Here is a 15,947-nt window from a genome sequence, read left to right as displayed (position 1 = left end):
GTGACAGGGCAAGCTGGTACGACGATGTCCTTCACGCTCTTTCCTGACACCCGCCTCGCGCTCGCCCGGGACTCACTCGCCGGCCTGTCGGTCGGCGACGCGCTCGGCTCGCAGTTCTTCGTCCCCGGCCGGCGCCCGGCCGACCTGGCCGCCGGGAAACTGCCCCCACCGCCGTGGCAGTGGACCGATGACACCGAGATGGCCTGCTCGGTGGTCGCCGCCCTCGCCGACACCGGCCGGATCGACCGGGACGCCCTCGCCGCGGCCTTCGCCGAGCGCTGCGAGCCCTACCGGGGGTACGGGCCGGGAGCAGTGACCATCCTGCGGCTGATCCGCACCGGCACGCCGTGGCCGGTCGCCGCCGCCTCGGCCTTCGACGGCCAGGGCTCCTGCGGCAACGGCGCGGCGATGCGGGTCGGCCCGCTGGGCGCGTGGTTCGCCGACTCCACCGCACGGGCGGCGGCGCAGGCCCGCGCCTCGGCCGAGGTGACCCACGCACACCCGGAGGGCATCGCCGGCGCGGTGGCGGTGGCGGTGGCCGCGTCGCTGGCCGCCCGCGCCCGGCTGGACGGCCACCGGCCCGCCCCGGACCGGCTGCTGGCCGGCGTGACCGCCGCGCTGGACCCGGCCAGCGAGGTGCACCGGGGCGTACGCCGGGCGGCCGGCCTGCTCGACCGGTCGGTCCCCGAGGCCGCCGACGTGCTCGGCAACGGCTCCCGGGTCACCGCGCAGGACACCGTCGCCTTCACCTGCTGGGTGGCCGCCGTGCACCTGGACGACTACCCGGCGGCGGTCCGCGCCTGCGTCGAGGCCGGTGGGGACGTCGACACCACCGCCGCGATCGTCGGGGCGGTGGTGGCCGCGCACACCGGCGTCGGCACCCCGGGCGGGGTGCCGACCGACTGGCTCGCCGCCCGGGAGCCACTGCCGGACTGGGCCGGCTGACCCGGGCCACCGGCATGGCGGCTAGGAAGGAAACCTCCCTGTGCATCAGGCGTTGGGAAGGTGCCCTTCCTTACCGCGTCCCCGGCTCTGGCGTCCCACACGGCGCGGGGGCGGTGGCGTCGGCGACCGTGCCGGCGGGGGCGACCGATAGCATCGCAGGAGCCGAACGTTCGGCGTCATCCGTGCCGTCTGCTGGAGGAGTCACCGTGTCCGCACCCCGTACCCCCGCCGTGGCCGACCCCGTCGTCGTCGCCGCCGGGACCACGGCGGCCGACGCGGTGGCCGCGGCCGGTCTGCCCGCGTCCGGCCCGAAGGCGATCGTGGTGGTCCGCGACCCGCAGGGCCAGCTGCGCGACCTGGACTGGGCGCCGCAGGCCGACACCGAGGTCGAGCCGGTCAGCCTCGACTCGCCGGACGGGCTCAACGTGCTGCGGCACTCCTGCGCCCACGTGCTCGCCCAGGCCGTGCAGGACGTCTTCCCCGAGGCCAGGCTGGGCATCGGTCCGCCCATCGAGAACGGCTTCTACTACGACTTCGCCGTCGACAAGCCGTTCCAGCCCGACGACCTGGCCAAGCTCGAGAAGCGGATGCAGGAGATCATCAAGTCCGGGCAGCGGTTCCGCCGCCGCCGCTTCGGCAGCCTCGACGAGGCGAAGGCGGAGCTGGCCGCCGAGCCGTTCAAGCTGGAGCTGATCGAGGTCAAGGGCGAAGGGCTGGACACCTCCGAGGTGATGGAGGTGGGCGGCGGTGAGCTGACCATCTACGACAACCTCGCCGCGAAAGAGGACAAGGTCTGCTGGTCGGACCTGTGCCGGGGCCCGCACCTGCCGAACACCCGGCTGATCGGCGCGTTCAAGCTGATGCGCTCGGCCGCCGCGTACTGGCGCGGGTCGGAGAAGAACCCACAGCTCCAGCGGGTGTACGGCACCGCGTGGCCGACCCGGGACGAGCTGAAGGCGTACCTGAAGCTGCTGGAGGAGGCCGCCCGGCGCGACCACCGCAAGCTCGGCGCTGACCTGGACCTGTTCAGCTTCCCCGACGAGGTCGGCTCGGGCCTGGCGGTCTTCCACCCCAAGGGCGGCATCATCCGCCGTGAGCTGGAGAACTACTCCCGCCGCCGGCACGAGGAGGCGGGGTACGAGTTCGTCAACACCCCGCACATCACCAAGGCGCAGCTGTTCGAGACCTCGGGCCACCTGCCCTACTACGCCGACACGATGTTCCCGCCCATGCAGCTGGAGGGCGCGGAATATTACCTGAAGGCGATGAACTGCCCGATGCACAACCTGATCTTCAGGTCGCGCGGGCGGTCCTACCGGGAGCTGCCGCTGCGGCTGTTCGAATTCGGCACCGTCTACCGGTACGAGAAGTCGGGCGTGGTGCACGGCCTGACCCGGGTGCGTGGCCTGACCCAGGACGACTCGCACATCTACTGCACCCGGGAGCAGATGCCGGGCGAGCTGACCGCGCTGCTGACCTTCGTGCTCGACCTGCTGCGCGACTACGGCCTGGACGACTTCTACCTGGAGCTGTCCACCCGCGACGACTCGCCGAAGTTCATCGGCGCGGACGAGGACTGGGCGGAGGCGACCGAGGCGCTGCGGACGGCGGCGGCGCAGTCCGGGCTGGACCTGGTGCCCGACCCGGGCGGCGCGGCCTTCTACGGCCCGAAGATCTCGGTGCAGGCCAAGGACGCGATCGGCCGGACCTGGCAGATGTCCACCATCCAGGTCGACTTCAACCAGCCGGCGCGGTTCGGCCTGGAGTACCAGGCGGCGGACGGCACGAGGAAGCAGCCCGTGATGATCCACCGGGCGCTGTTCGGCTCGATCGAGCGCTTCTTCGGGGTGCTGACCGAGCACTACGCGGGCGCGTTCCCGGCCTGGCTGGCCCCGGTGCAGGTGGTCGGCATCCCGATCCGCGAGGACCACACCGACTACCTGCACGGCTTCGTCGCCGCGCTGCGCGCCGAGGGCATCCGCGCCCAGGTCGACGCGGGCGACGACCGGATGCAGAAGAAGATCCGCACCGCCCAGCAGCAGAAGATCCCGTTCATGGTGATCGCCGGCGACGACGACGTGGCCGCCGGCACGGTCTCGTTCCGCTACCGGGACGGCTCGCAGCGTAACGGGGTGCCGATCGCCGAGGCGGTGGCCCACGTGCTGGACGTGGTCAGCTCAAGGACCAACATCGGCCCGTCCGCCGCCGAGGCGTGACGCCCTCGCCGGTCGGCCCCGCGCCGACCGGTTGACCGACACCAGGCTCCGCGAACGCCGGATGCCCCCGCCCGACGCCGCGATCGGCGGCGGGACGGGGGCATCCGGCGTGACGGTGAAGCGGGCCTCAGATGCCGCAGCTCGGCGCGGACCAGCCGCCGACCGCCCCGACGTGGGTGTGGTCGTTGTGACCCGGGTAGCCGGGGCCGAGGATGTTGCCGAAGCCGTGGTAGCGGGCCTGCTGGGCGAGCCGGCAGAACGAGGGCGAGCCGACCAGGTCGACGCCGTCACCGTGAAGGTGGCGGCTGTTGGAGGCGCCGCCGACCGCGCTGTTGCAGGCGTAGCTGCGGAAGCCGCTGCTGATGTTGATCGACACGCTGCCGAGGGCCTTCCGCATGGCCTGGAGCTTCCACATCGACACGAGGGCGTTGAACCGGGCGGTGCTTGCGGAGACCGCGCCACCGGCCCAGGTGCTGTTGCACCGGTTCAGCTCCGCGTAGGTGAAGTTGACCGGCGTGCAGTCGTTGTCCTGCAACGCGTAGAGCTGGTTGAAGGTCTGCGGGCCGGCCGCGCCGTCCGCGCTCAACCCGTACGCCTGCTGGAAGCGGATCAGGGCGGAGCGGGTCGCCGGGCCGAAGGCGCCGTCGAGGCCTAGCACCCCGCCGTATCCCGGGTAGCCGGCGAGCCGGATCTGGAGCTGCCGGACGTCCTCGCCCGTCGCGCCCTGCGTCAGGACGCGTCCCCAGGTGTAGCAGCCGTCGGCCTGTGCCGCGCTGCTGGTCGCCACCACCCCGACGAGGGAGGTGGTCGCGGCGAGCGTGAGGGCGGCGAGGGCCCGACCGATCCGGCGGAATGTGGTTCTCACGGTGACTCCAATCGACGGGCGGCGATGCGTGCGGCTAGATTCTTCAATTGTGTTCATCACTTCGTCAAGAACCTTCACCCCCTATCCAGCCCCTTGGTCAGGGCGGGCCCGGGGTGCTCGGGCGCCTGGCCCGCGGCGCATCGAAGACCCTCCGCGAGGCGGGGGGCCTTCGATGCCGGCTCGTCAGGCGTCAGATTCCGCAGCTCGGGGCGGACCAGGAGCGGCCCGGGGTGGCGGCCACGTGGGTGTGGTCGTTGTGGCCCGGGTAGCCGGGGCCGAGGATGTTGCTGAAACCGTGGTTGCGGGCCTGCTGGGCGAGCCGGCAGAAGGAGTGCGCCCCGACCAGGTCGACGCCGTCGCCGTAGAGGTGCCGGCTGGTGGAGATGCCGCCGACCGCGTTGTTGCAGGCGTAGCTGCGGAAGCCGCTGCTGATCTGGATCGGCGCGCCGCCGAGGGCGTGCCGGAGGGCCTGGAGCTTCCACATCGACACCAGCGCGTTGAACCGGGCGGTGCCCGCCGCGACCGCGCCGCCGGCCCAGGTGCTGTTGCACTTGTTCAGCTCGGAGTAGGCGAAGTTGGCCGGGGTGCAGTCGTCGTCCTGCAACGCGTAGAGCCGGCTGAAGGTCTGCGCCCCGGCGACGCCGTCCGCGCCCAGGCCGTACGCCTGCTGGAAGCGGATCACGGCGGAGCGGGTGGCTGGACCGTACACCCCGTCGAGGCCGAGCACCGCGCCGTAGCCGGGGTAGCCGGCGACCCGGATCTGGAGCTGTCGGACGTCTTCGCCGGACATTCCCTGCGAAAGCGTGCGTCCCCAGGTGTAGCAGCCGTCGGCCTGCGCCGCGCTGCTTGTCGCCACCACCCCGACGAGGGTGGTGACCGCGGCGAGCGTGCAGGCGGCGAACACCCGGCCGATCCGGCGGAATACGGTTCTCACGGAGACTCCAATCGACGGGCGGCGATACATGTGGCTAGATTCTTCATTTGCGTTCATCACTTCGTCAAGAACCTTCGGCCCCCTGTCCGTCTCCCTGAACGTGGTCCGGCCCGCCGGGGCCGTCGGGCGTCGGGCACAGGCCGGCGTACGGGCTCCGGGACGGCGCCCGTGGGGAACGTAGGATCGTGGCGTGACAGGGGTGGAACGGCACATGGACAGCGGCATGGCCGACGGCCTGGAGCGGCTCTGGACACCGCACCGGATGACCTACGTCTCCGGGGAGGACCAGCCCGAGGGCGGCTACGAACGGCCCGCCGGCTGCCCGTTCTGCCGGGCGCCGGGGCTCTCGCCCGAGGAGAGCCTGGTGGTGTCCAGGGGTGAGCACGTCTTCGCGGTGCTCAACCTCTACCCCTACAACCCGGGGCACCTGCTCGTCTGCCCCTACCGGCACGTGGCCGACTACACGGAGCTGGATCTGGCCGAGACCACCGAGCTGGCGGCGTTCACCCAGACCGCCATGCGGGTGGTGCGCAAGGTCAGCAACGCGCACGGGTTCAACCTGGGCATGAACCAGGGCGGCGTGGCCGGCGCGGGGATCGCCGCGCACCTGCACCAGCACGTGGTGCCCCGCTGGGGCGGCGACGCCAACTTCATGCCCGTGATCGGGCGCACGAAGGTCCTGCCGCAACTGCTCACCGACACCCGCGACCTGTTCACCCGAGCCTGGCCGACCTGACCGACCCGCCCGCCGCGCGGCCCCTCGCCTCCGTCCGGGGCGGGCTGCCGCTTCCGCCCGAGGCGGGCCGCAGCGGGCACGTAGCCCTCGCCGGCGAACTTTCCACCCCGGGTAGGGGCGCGAGGTGGCACGATGCGGCGATGGCAGTGACGACGCGGACGTTGGGCCGCAGCGGCATCGAGGTCAGCGCCCTCGGCATGGGGTGCTGGGCGATCGGCGGCCCCTGGGCCCAGGGCGTCCAGCCGCTGGGCTGGGGCGCCGTCGACGACGACGAGTCGATCCGCGCGATCCGGCACGCCCTCGACCTCGGGGTGACGCTCTTCGACACCGCCGACACGTACGGGGCCGGGCACGGGGAACGGGTGCTCGGCCGGGCCCTCGCCGGCCGGCGCGACGAGGCCGTGATCGCCACCAAGTGGGGCTGCACCTTCGACGAGGCCACCCGCCAGGCCACCGGCGAGGACGCCTCCCCGGCGTACCTGCGGCAGGCCGTCGCGCACTCGCTGCGCAGGCTGGGCACCGACCGGATCGACCTCTACCAGCTGCACCTCGCGGACCTGCCGGTGCCCCGGGCCGAGGCGCTCGTCGGCACCCTGGAGGACCTGGTCGCCGAGGGGCTGATCCGGGCGTACGGCTGGAGCACCGACCGCCCCGACCGGGCCGCCGCGTTCGGCCTGGGCGCCCGGCACGCCACTGCCGTGCAGCACGCGCTGTCGGTGCTCCGCGACGCCCCCGAGCTGCTCGCCGTCTGCGACAAGTACGACCTGGCCAGTGTCAACCGGGGACCGCTGGGGATGGGGCTGCTCTCCGGCAAGTACACGGCCGGCTCCACGCTGCCCCGCGACGACGTACGGGGGGTCGCCCCCGGTTGGTTGGAGTGGTTCCGGGGCGGCCGGCCGGCACCGGAGTGGCTGCGCCGGGTCGCCGCCGTGCGGGCGGCGTTGACCGCCGACGGACGTACCCTCGCCCAGGGCGCGCTCGGCTGGCTCTGGGCGCGCAGCGACCGCACGGTCCCGATTCCCGGCTGCCGCACGGTGGCCCAGGTGCAGGAGAACGCCGGCGCCCTGCACCGGGGCCCGCTGCCGGCCGACCAGTTCGCCGAGGTGGAGCGCCAGTTGGCCGCGCTGCGGTCAGCCGCCCTCCGCGACGCCGACCGCCCCTACCGGCCGAACCCGATGCTCCCCACCACCCGCCCCTGATCCACCACCCGCCCCTGATCCACCACCCGCCCCTGATCCACCACCCGGTTCGGAGCCGCGGAGGCCCTGCCGCCCTCGCCCCATCACCCTCACCCCGTCGTGCCGGGGCTGTCTCACCAACGGCACCTCTCGTGCCAAGGCGTCGGGAGCGGAGAGGGCTCCGCTAGATCCACGGACACGTTGCCTCGCCGATCATGCAGTTATGGCGGGCACAGTGCCCCGAGTTGCCCCTTTTGCCGGGGCCGCAACTGCATGATCGACGAGGCCGGGCCGGGCCGGGCCGGGCCGGCCCGGGCTGGGCCGGGCGGGATGGGCTGGGCTGCCGGGCTGGGCGGGATGGGCCGGGCCGGGCGCTGGGCGGGGTGGGCGGGATGGGTGGGGGGTCAGGGCTGGGGGTGTTCCTTGCGGATCTGGTCGGCCAGGTGGGTGGGCATCGGGTCGTAGCGGACGAAGTGGCGGCGGAACGTGCCGGTGCCCGACGTCATCGAGCGCAGCTCGACCGCGTAGCGGAGTAGTTCCGTGGCGGGCACCTCGGCGCGGATCAGGGTGCGTCCCTCTGCCTCGGGGTCGGCCTCGGTGCCGAGCACCCGGCCCCGCCGGCCGGACAGATCACCCATCGTTGCGCCCACCGCGGAATCGGGCACCCGGACCAGCACCTCGTCGACCGGCTCCAACAGCGCCGGCTGGCCCTTCTCGGCGGCGTCCCGCAGCGCCAGCGCGCCGGCGGTCTGGAAGGCCGCGTCGGAGGAGTCGACGCTGTGCGCCTTGCCGTCGACGAGGGTCACCCGCAGGTCCACCACCGGATGGCCGGCGACCAGGCCGCGCTCCATCTGGGCGCGTACGCCCTTCTCGACGGAGGGGATGTAGTTGTGCGGCACCGCCCCGCCGACCACCCGGTCGACGAACTCGAACCCGGTGCCGGGCGGCAGCGGCTCGACCTCGATGTCGCAGACGGCGTACTGGCCGTGGCCGCCGGACTGCTTGACGTGCCGGCCGTGCCCCTTGGCCGGGACGGTCAGCGTCTCGCGCAGCGCGACCCGTACCGGCTCGGTGTCCAGCTCCACGCCGCCGGCGCGCAGGCGCTCCAGCACCACGTCGGCGTGCGCCTCGCCCATGCACCAGAGCACCAGCTGGTGGGTCTCCGGGTTGCGCTCCAGCCGCATGGTGGGGTCGCCGGCGACCAGCCGGGCCAGGTTCCGCGCGAGGGCGTCCTCGTCGGCGCGGCTGCGCGCCGCGACGGCCACCGGCAGGAGCGGCTCGGGCATCTCCCAGGGGGCGATCAGCAGCGGGTCGTCCTTGGCGGAGATGGTGTCGCCGGTCTCCGCGCTGCCCGACTTGGTGATCGCGCAGATGTCGCCGGCCACGCAGGCGCCCACCTCACGCAGGCTCGCGCCCAGCGGCGTGAAGATGTGGCCGACCCGCTCGTCGGCGTCGTGGTCGGGATGGCCCCGCTCGGCCATCCCGTGCCCGGAGACGTGCACGGTCTGCTCGGGGCGCAGCGTGCCGGAGAAGACCCGGACCAGGGAGACCCGCCCGACGTGCCGGTCGACGGTCGTCTTGACCACCTCGGCGACCAGCGGGCCGTCCGGGTCGCAGGTCAGCGGCGGTCGGGGGGAGCCGTCCACCCCGGCGACCGCGGGCAGCTCGTGCTCCAGCGGCGACGGGAAGCCGGCGGTGAGCACCTCCAGCAGCGCGTCCAGCCCGACGCCGGTCCCGGCGCAGACCGGTACCACCGGGTAGAAGTGGCCGCGGGCGACCGCCTTCTCCAGGTCGTCGACGAGCACCTCGGTGCCGATCTCCTCGCCGTCGAGGTAGCGGTCCATCAGTGACTCGTCCTCGCTCTCGGCGATGATCCCCTCGATCAGCTCGTTGCGGGACTCGGCGATGGCGGGCAGGTGCTCCGGGTCCGGCTCGCGTACCTGCGCCGGCAGGCCGGCGGTGTAGTCGAAGACCCGGCGGGTGATCAGGCCGAGCAGGCCGGCGGTGGAGACTCCGTCGTCGCCGAGCATCGGCAGGTAGAGCGGCATCACGTTGTCGCCGAAGACCCGCTGGCACAGCGCGACCGCCTCGTCGAAGTCGGCGCGCGGGTGGTCCAGCCGGGCCACGGCGACGGCCCGGGGCATGTCGACCGCCGCGCACTCCTCCCAGAGGGCGGCGGTGGCGGCGTCCATCCCGTCGACGGCGGAGACCACGAAGAGCGCCGCGTCGGCGGCCCGCAGCCCCGCCCGCAGTTCGCCGACGAAATCGGCGTAGCCGGGGGTGTCGAGCAGGTTGACCTTAATCCCGTCGTGCAGCAGCGGCGCGCAGGCCAGGCTCACCGAGCGCTGCTGGCGTACGGCTGCCGGGTCGTGGTCGCAGACGGTGGTGCCGCTGGCGACGTCGCCGGCCCGGCCGATCGTGCCGCTCGCCGTGAGCAGCGCCTCGACCAGGGTCGTCTTGCCCGCTCCGGAGTGCCCGACGAGCACCACGTTGCGGATCCTGCCGGGCTCGGTCACCACCGGCGCGCCGCCGGCGGTCCCCTTTTCCTGACTCTTCTGCGCCATGGGGCGCACCTCCCTCAGCCGTGGTTGGTGGCGACCGCCGCGCGCGACGGGGAAGCGGCCCGGTCGGGTTCCGCGGCGACATCCTCCGGTGCTGTGCCGGGTTGCGGGTAATCAACGGGCGGGCGGGTGAGCTGCCTCACGTCCCTGGCTCGATCTCACACCCGATCCGGGGCCGACACAAGACTTCCTCCCGCGGGTCGCCTGACCGGCCGTACCGCCACCGCTACGCGGACCGTTATCGTGGGACCGCCATGGCGAAGATCTTCCAAGTGACGGCCCGCGCGGGGATGACCCGTGTCGTCGAGCCGGTTGCACGTCGTCTGCTACGAGCAGGCGTAACTCCCAACGCGGTCACCGTGGCGGGCGCCCTCGGGGTGCTCGTCGGTGCGCTCGGCTTCGGTGCCCGCGGTCATCTGGTCGCCGGGGCCCTGATAGTCACCTTCTTCGCGCTCACCGACCTGCTCGACGGGACGATGGCCCGGATGAGCGGGGGGTCCACGAAGTTCGGGGCATTCCTCGATTCGAGCATGGACCGGGTCGCCGACAGCGCGGTCTTCGGCGCGGTGGCGTACTGGCTGGCCACCCAGCACCAGTATTCCGGCGTCGCTGCCGCGCTGCTCTGCCTGGCGGCCGGCGGGCTGGTCTCCTACGTCAAGGCCCGTGCCGAGGGGCTCGGCATGACCTGCAACGTGGGCATCGCCGAGCGCACCGAGCGGCTGCTCATCGTCGGCGTCGGCGGGGTGCTCACCGGCGTCGGTGTCGATCCGGCGCTGGAGATCTCACTCTGGCTGCTCGCCGCCGTGTCGATCTTCACGGTCGGCCAGCGGATGACCCACGTGTACCGCCAGGCCCAGCGGGTGCACACCCCGGGCGGGCAGGGGTGAGCGCGACGAGCGCCGGTCGGCCGTGGTCGGGGGGCCGGCGCCGGTGAACCTCACCGAGCTCGGCTACGTCGCCGGGTGGCGTGTGATCCGCGCGCTGCCCCGGTCCGTCACGGCCGCGGCGTTCCGGGCGGGCGCCGACCGCGCCCACCGTCGCGGCGGCGGGGGTACGGCCAGACTGCGTGCGAACCTGCGCCGGGTGGTCGGCCCCGACCTGCCGGAGGCCGAGCTCGACGAGCTGGTCCGTCGCGGCCTGCGCTCGTACGCCCGGTACTGGCTGGAGGCGTTCCGGCTGCCCGCGCTCAGCCGGCCGGAGATCCTGGCCGGTTTCCGGCTCGACGGCGAGGAGAAGCTCGCCGCCGACGTGGCCGCCGGCCGGGGCGCGGTGGTGGCGCTGCCGCACGCCGGCAACTGGGACGCCGCCGGCGCCTGGGTCGCGGCGACCGGCTGGCCGATCACCACCGTCGCGGAGCGGCTCAAGCCCGAGGCCGTCTACCAGCGCTTCCTCACCTTCCGCCGGAGCCTGGGCATGGAGATCCTGCCCACCCACGGCGGTGACCGCAACGCGTTCGACGTGCTGGTCGACCGGGTCCGCTCCGGCACGGTGGTACCGCTGCTGGCCGACCGTGACCTCTCCGCGCGGGGTGTCGAGGTCGAGTTCTTCGGCCACCGGACCCGGATGCCCCCGGGGCCGGCCCTGCTCGCGTTGCGCACGGGAGCGCCCCTCTACGTCGCCTCGATGTGGTACGAACCGGACGCGGCGTGCGCGGCGATCGAGGGTCCCCTGCCGCTACCGGGCCCCGAGGAGGGCCCGCTCGACCAGCGGGTCCGGTCGCTGACCCAGCGGATCGCCGACGGTCTGGCGGCGGGCATCGCCCGGCATCCGGAAGACTGGCACATGTTGCAGCGGATGTGGCTGGACCAGCACGGCACGGGTGGCGGCGCGGCCTCACCCTCCCCGGCTGCCGGGATCGCGAACGAGAGGCGTTGAGGCGTGCGCATCGGCATCGTGTGCCCGTACTCCTTCGACGTGCCCGGTGGGGTGCAGAACCACGTCATGGATCTCGCCGAGGCGTTGATCGGGCTCGGGCACGAGGTGAGCGTGCTCGCTCCGGCCGACGAGGACTCCCCGCTGCCGCCGTACGTGGTGCCGGCGGGGCGGGCCGTGCCGCTGCCGTACAACGGCTCGGTGGCCCGGATCGCCTTCGGCCCGGTCTCCACCGCGCGGGTGCGACGTTGGATCATCCGGGGCGAGTTCGACGTGCTGCACGTGCACGAGCCGCTGACCCTGAGCCTGTCGCTGCTGGCCGTGCTCTCCGCCCGTGGCCCGGTGGTGGCGACCTTCCACACGGCGATGACCCGGTCACGGGCGTTGGCCGCCGCGCAGGGCGTGCTCCAGATCGTGCTGGAGCGGATCACCGCCCGGATCGCGGTCAGCGCGCTGGCCCGCAAGGTGCAGGTCGAGCACATGGACGGCGGCGCGGTGGAGATTCCGAACGGGGTGGCCGTCGCGAAGTTCAGTCACGCGCGGCCCCTGCCGGGCTGGCCTGGGGAGTGCCCGCCGGGCACGGACGGCGCGATCGGTTTTCTCGGCCGCTTCACGGAGGCCCGCAAGGGCTTCCCGATCCTGCGGGACGCCTTCGTGGAGCTGGCCCGGCAGCGGCCCGGCCTGCGGCTGCTGGTGGCGGGCCCCGGCGACGCGGACGACCTGTTCGGGCGGTTCCCGGCCGACCTGCGTGACCAGGTGACCTTCCTCGGGCTGGTCTCCGAGGAGGACAAGGCGCGGATGCTGCGCAGCGTGCACCTCTACGTGGCACCGAACACCGGCGGTGAGTCCTTCGGCATGATCCTCACCGAGGCGCTCGCGGCGGGCACGACCGTCGTCGCCAGCGATCTCGACGCGTTCCGCCGCGTGCTCGACGGCGGCCGGGCCGGCCGGCTGTTCCCGACCGGGGACCCGGCAGCGCTGCGTACCGCCCTGGCCGACCTGCTCGACGACCCCGACGGCCGGGCCGCGCTGACCGACTGCGGTGACCAGGTGGTGGGCACCTTCGACTGGCCCGTGGTCGCCCGGCGGGTGCTGGAGGTGTACGCGGCGGCGATCGAGGCCACCGACGGGCGGGTCATGGACACCGAATGGGTGGGGCTGGACTAGACGATGTCGCGCATGTGGTGGGTGGTGCTCGCGGCCCTGGTCGTCGGGCTGGTCGCGGCGTACCTCGTCTGGACCGCCGGCCGGGTCGGCCGGTTGCACGCCCGGGCGGAGCTGGCGGCCCGCGCCCTGGAGGCCCACCTGCTGCGTCGGGGGGCGGCCGCCGCGGTCCTGGCCGAGCGCCGCTTCGGCGTCGAGCTGTACGCGGCGGCGCGGATCGCGCTGGACGCCGAGCCGGACGAGCGGGAGGCAGCCGAGAACGACCTCACCCGCCAGTTGCGGGCGGTGGAGCTGGACCCGACGGATCCGGACTGCGACGCGGTGATCGCCGCCAGCCGGCGGCTCGCCCTGGCCCGCCAGGTGCACACGGACCTGGTCCGGGACGCCCGTTCGGCGCGCGGCCGGGTGTTGGTGCGGCTGTTGCGGATGGGGAGCCGGCGTCCGTGGCCGCGTTACTTCGACATCGACGATCCCACCCTGACGGTGCCGGCCGACGTTCCCGCCGGCTGACCGGGGCGAAACCGGACAGGACGTGCTCGCGGGGACGTTTGGAATCCCGGGGCGGCGGGGCCGGTGACGACTGCCACAGTGCAGGCCACCGTTGGCCTGATTGGCTGTCGGATCGGCGTTGGGACCGTCGTAGCATTTTCCGCAGCCACCCCCCGAGCCCGTTCGAGGAGCGATAACCCGTGCCCGAAACCACTGCCCAGAACGCCACCGCCAGCCCCGTCACCGGCACCGCCCGCGTCAAGCGCGGCATGGCCGAGATGCTCAAGGGCGGCGTGATCATGGACGTGGTCAACGCCGAGCAGGCCAAGATCGCCGAGGATGCCGGCGCCGTCGCGGTGATGGCGCTCGAGCGGGTGCCCGCCGACATCCGTGCCCAGGGCGGGGTGTCCCGGATGAGCGACCCCGACATGATCGACGGCATCATCAACGCCGTCTCCATCCCGGTCATGGCCAAGGCCCGGATCGGCCACTTCGTGGAGGCCCGGATCCTCCAGGCGCTCGGCGTCGACTACGTCGACGAGTCCGAGGTGCTGACCCCGGCCGACTACGCCAACCACATCGACAAGTGGGCCTTCACCGTCCCCTTCGTCTGTGGCGCGACCAACCTCGGCGAGGCCCTGCGCCGGATCACCGAGGGCGCGGCCATGATCCGCTCCAAGGGCGAGGCCGGCACCGGTGACGTCTCCAACGCCACCACCCACATGCGCAAGATCCGCCAGGAGATCGGCCGTCTCGGCTCGCTGCCGGCCGACGAGCTGTACGTGGCCGCCAAGGAGCTCCAGGCGCCGTACGAGCTGGTCAAGGAGGTCGCCGAGAGCGGCAAGCTGCCGGTGGTGCTGTTCACCGCCGGTGGGATCGCCACCCCGGCCGACGCCGCGATGATGATGCAGCTCGGCGCCGAGGGCGTCTTCGTCGGCTCCGGCATCTTCAAGGCCGGCAACCCGGCGCAGCGCGCCGCCGCGATCGTGAAGGCCACCACCTTCCACGACGACCCGGAGGTGCTGGCGAAGGTCTCCCGGGGTCTGGGCGAGGCGATGGTCGGCATCAACGTCGACGAGATCCCGCAGCCGCACCGCCTGGCCGAACGCGGCTGGTGAGCGGTAGGGAAGGGCACCCTTCCTGACGCTTGAGGTAGCGGAAGGTGCCCTTCCCGACGTCCAGGAAAGGAGCGGCAGATGAGCGACGCACCCGTGATCGGCGTGCTCGCCCTCCAGGGGGACGTCCGCGAGCACGTCGCCGCGCTGGCGGCGGCCGGCGCGGACGCCCGCCCGGTACGCCGTGTGCAGGAGTTGGACGCGGTGGACGGGCTGGTCATCCCCGGCGGCGAGTCCACCACGATCAGCAAGCTCGCCGACATCTTCGAGATGCGCGAGCCGATCGACAAGCGCATCGCCGACGGGATGCCGGTCTACGGCTCCTGCGCCGGCATGATCATGCTGGCCACCGAGGTCCTCGACGGCCGTCCCGACCAGCGCGGCTTCGCCGGCATCGAGATGACCGTGCGGCGCAACGCGTTCGGCCGGCAGGTCGACTCGTTCGAGGCGTCGGTGGGGATCACCGGCGTCGGGGGCGGACCGTTCCACGCGGTGTTCATCCGGGCGCCGTGGGTCGAGCGGGTCGGCGACGGCGTCGAGGTGCTCGGCACGGTGACCGAGGGCCCGGCGGCCGGCCGGATCGTGGCGGTGCGGCAGGGCAACCTGCTGGCCACCTCGTTCCACCCGGAGTTGACCGGCGACGCGCGGGTGCACGCGTACTTCGTGGAGCTGGTCCGCGCGGCCCGTTGAGCGGCCACGACCCTGCCGTCGCTTCGTCCCGTCTGTCCCTTTCCGGGCGGGTGGGGCGGGGCGGCGGGGCGCGGCGCGGTGCACAGCGACCCGCCGGGCGTCGGTAGGATTGCCGAGATTCGGCGGGGCCAGCTGCCCGTCCACGGCTTCCGGCAGGGCTGACCGGCACCACCGCGGGCGCCGGCGGGAGCGGGGCGTGCGCGGTGCGGTCGATGCAGCCGGCGGGTAGCAACGGAGGTAACAGATGTCCGGCCACTCAAAGTGGGCGACGACCAAGCACAAGAAGGCGGTCATCGACGCCAAGCGCGGCAAGATGTTCGCCAAGCTGATCAAGAACGTCGAGGTCGCCGCGCGGACCGGCGGTGGCGACCCGGCCGGAAACCCGACGCTCTACGACGCCATCCAGAAGGCGAAGAAGAACTCGGTCCCGAACGACAACATCGACCGCGCCGTCAAGCGCGGCTCTGGTCTGGAGGCGGGCGGCGCCGACTGGCAGACCATCATGTACGAGGGCTACGGCCCGAACGGCGTGGCGATGCTGATCGAGTGCCTCACCGACAACCGTAACCGCGCGGCGACCGAGGTGCGCACCGCGCTGACCCGCAACGGCGGCTCGCTCGCCGACGCGGGCTCGGTGTCGTACATGTTCTCCCGCAAGGGCGTGGTGATCGTCCCCAAGGCCGACACCACCGAGGACGACGTGATGATGTCGGTCCTCGACGCCGGCGCCGAGGAGGTCAACGACCTGGGCGAGGCGTTCGAGGTGGTCTCCGAGCCGACCGACCTGATCGCGGTCCGCACCGCCCTTCAGGACGCCGGCATCGAGTACGAATCGGCCGAGTCGTCGCTGATCCCGAGCATGAACGTCCCCCTCGACGAGGACGGCGCCCGCAAGATCTTCAAGCTGATCGACGTCCTGGAAGACTGCGACGACGTGCAGAACGTCTACGCGAACTTCGACGTCAGTGACGAGGTGATGGAGGCCGTCGGCTGACCCGACGGGCCTCTGCCCGGTTCCCCGTCGCCGGATGCGGTGGGCGGGGAACCGGCTACCGTCGCCGGGCCCGTCCTCCGGCTGCGCCCGTCATCCCGGCCCGGATTCTCAGTCGCATCGGTCCACATCGTAGGGACGCGGCGTACCTGTCCGACATGTGACTGACCCGGACGGAGGCATGGGCTCGT

At 72.9% G+C, this 15,947-nt stretch carries 14 protein-coding genes; 11 read left to right on the top strand and 3 right to left on the bottom strand.

The window, feature by feature from the left end:
* Positions 1-24 precede the first annotated feature (24 nt).
* Both GA0070608_RS30425 and thrS read left to right on the top strand, forming a co-directional pair.
* Positions 25-945 (top strand): ADP-ribosylglycohydrolase family protein, encoded by a 921-nt coding sequence (locus GA0070608_RS30425; protein WP_091633252.1) that lies wholly within the window; start codon positions 25-27, stop codon positions 943-945.
* A 206-nt stretch (positions 946-1,151) separates the two neighbouring features.
* Complete coding sequence (gene thrS / locus GA0070608_RS30420) at positions 1,152-3,161, top strand: threonine--tRNA ligase (RefSeq protein ID WP_091633250.1); 2,010 nt, start codon at positions 1,152-1,154, stop codon at positions 3,159-3,161.
* A gap of 127 nt (positions 3,162-3,288) precedes the next feature.
* On the opposite strand, the gene GA0070608_RS30415 is transcribed toward thrS, so the two are convergent.
* Together GA0070608_RS30415 and GA0070608_RS30410 are read right to left on the bottom strand one after the other, a co-directional pair.
* Positions 3,289-4,026, bottom strand: a complete 738-nt coding sequence (locus tag GA0070608_RS30415; RefSeq protein WP_245716029.1) for a D-Ala-D-Ala carboxypeptidase family metallohydrolase — start codon at positions 4,024-4,026, stop codon at positions 3,289-3,291.
* Positions 4,027-4,216: 190 nt separating this feature from the next.
* Positions 4,217-4,960, bottom strand: a complete 744-nt coding sequence (locus GA0070608_RS30410) for a D-Ala-D-Ala carboxypeptidase family metallohydrolase (RefSeq protein ID WP_245716028.1) — start codon at positions 4,958-4,960, stop codon at positions 4,217-4,219.
* Between the two features lie 223 nt (positions 4,961-5,183).
* Between GA0070608_RS30410 and GA0070608_RS30405 the strand changes: the two genes are divergently transcribed.
* Positions 5,184-5,696: an HIT family protein gene (locus GA0070608_RS30405; protein WP_176734026.1), complete on the top strand. Its 513-nt coding sequence runs from the start codon at positions 5,184-5,186 to the stop codon at positions 5,694-5,696.
* Positions 5,697-5,836: 140 nt separating this feature from the next.
* Positions 5,837-6,895, top strand: coding sequence for an aldo/keto reductase (locus GA0070608_RS30400; protein WP_091633236.1), 1,059 nt, complete (start codon positions 5,837-5,839; stop codon positions 6,893-6,895).
* Between the two features lie 383 nt (positions 6,896-7,278).
* Here the strand turns inward: GA0070608_RS30400 and GA0070608_RS30395 are convergent, their stop codons facing one another.
* Complete coding sequence (locus GA0070608_RS30395) at positions 7,279-9,438, bottom strand: elongation factor G-like protein EF-G2 (RefSeq protein ID WP_091633231.1); 2,160 nt, start codon at positions 9,436-9,438, stop codon at positions 7,279-7,281.
* Positions 9,439-9,689: 251 nt separating this feature from the next.
* On the opposite strand from GA0070608_RS30395, the gene pgsA reads away from it, so the two are divergent.
* From pgsA to GA0070608_RS30360, 7 genes are all read left to right on the top strand, one after another.
* Positions 9,690-10,322, top strand: a complete 633-nt coding sequence (pgsA, locus tag GA0070608_RS30390; protein WP_091633229.1) for a phosphatidylinositol phosphate synthase — start codon at positions 9,690-9,692, stop codon at positions 10,320-10,322.
* A 43-nt stretch (positions 10,323-10,365) separates the two neighbouring features.
* Positions 10,366-11,310, top strand: coding sequence for a phosphatidylinositol mannoside acyltransferase (locus GA0070608_RS30385; protein WP_091636563.1), 945 nt, complete (start codon positions 10,366-10,368; stop codon positions 11,308-11,310).
* Between the two features lie 3 nt (positions 11,311-11,313).
* Complete coding sequence (locus tag GA0070608_RS30380; RefSeq protein ID WP_091633226.1) at positions 11,314-12,474, top strand: glycosyltransferase family 4 protein; 1,161 nt, start codon at positions 11,314-11,316, stop codon at positions 12,472-12,474.
* A gap of 12 nt (positions 12,475-12,486) precedes the next feature.
* On the top strand, positions 12,487-12,981 hold the full coding sequence (locus GA0070608_RS30375; protein WP_091633222.1) for a hypothetical protein: 495 nt from the start codon (positions 12,487-12,489) through the stop codon (positions 12,979-12,981).
* Positions 12,982-13,160: 179 nt separating this feature from the next.
* Complete coding sequence (pdxS, locus tag GA0070608_RS30370) at positions 13,161-14,078, top strand: pyridoxal 5'-phosphate synthase lyase subunit PdxS (protein WP_091633219.1); 918 nt, start codon at positions 13,161-13,163, stop codon at positions 14,076-14,078.
* A gap of 78 nt (positions 14,079-14,156) precedes the next feature.
* Positions 14,157-14,765 carry a pyridoxal 5'-phosphate synthase glutaminase subunit PdxT gene (gene pdxT, locus GA0070608_RS30365; protein WP_091633216.1) on the top strand — a complete coding sequence of 203 codons (609 nt, stop codon included), beginning with the start codon at positions 14,157-14,159 and terminating at the stop codon, positions 14,763-14,765.
* A 244-nt stretch (positions 14,766-15,009) separates the two neighbouring features.
* Positions 15,010-15,759: a YebC/PmpR family DNA-binding transcriptional regulator gene (locus GA0070608_RS30360; RefSeq protein WP_091633213.1), complete on the top strand. Its 750-nt coding sequence runs from the start codon at positions 15,010-15,012 to the stop codon at positions 15,757-15,759.
* The last annotated feature ends 188 nt before the right edge of the window (positions 15,760-15,947 follow it).

This window comes from Micromonospora peucetia, assembly GCF_900091625.1.
GTDB classification, from domain to species: domain Bacteria; phylum Actinomycetota; class Actinomycetes; order Mycobacteriales; family Micromonosporaceae; genus Micromonospora; species Micromonospora peucetia.
The sequence above is the reverse complement of the archived record's forward strand: the minus strand, read 5'-3'. Positions and strand labels throughout refer to the sequence as shown.

Excerpts from the sequence above, each read along its gene's own strand:
- GA0070608_RS30425 (WP_091633252.1), top strand. The coding sequence starts at position 25 with ATGTCCTTCACGCTCTTTCCTGACACCCGCCTCGCGCTCGCCCGGGAC.
- GA0070608_RS30405 (WP_176734026.1), top strand. The coding sequence starts at position 5,184 with ATGGCCGACGGCCTGGAGCGGCTCTGGACACCGCACCGGATGACCTAC.
- GA0070608_RS30400 (WP_091633236.1), top strand. The coding sequence starts at position 5,837 with ATGGCAGTGACGACGCGGACGTTGGGCCGCAGCGGCATCGAGGTCAGC.
- GA0070608_RS30395 (WP_091633231.1), bottom strand. The coding sequence starts at position 9,438 with ATGGCGCAGAAGAGTCAGGAAAAGGGGACCGCCGGCGGCGCGCCGGTG.
- pgsA (WP_091633229.1), top strand. The coding sequence starts at position 9,690 with ATGGCGAAGATCTTCCAAGTGACGGCCCGCGCGGGGATGACCCGTGTC.
- GA0070608_RS30375 (WP_091633222.1), top strand. The coding sequence starts at position 12,487 with ATGTGGTGGGTGGTGCTCGCGGCCCTGGTCGTCGGGCTGGTCGCGGCG.
- pdxT (WP_091633216.1), top strand. The coding sequence starts at position 14,157 with ATGAGCGACGCACCCGTGATCGGCGTGCTCGCCCTCCAGGGGGACGTC.
- GA0070608_RS30360 (WP_091633213.1), top strand. The coding sequence starts at position 15,010 with ATGTCCGGCCACTCAAAGTGGGCGACGACCAAGCACAAGAAGGCGGTC.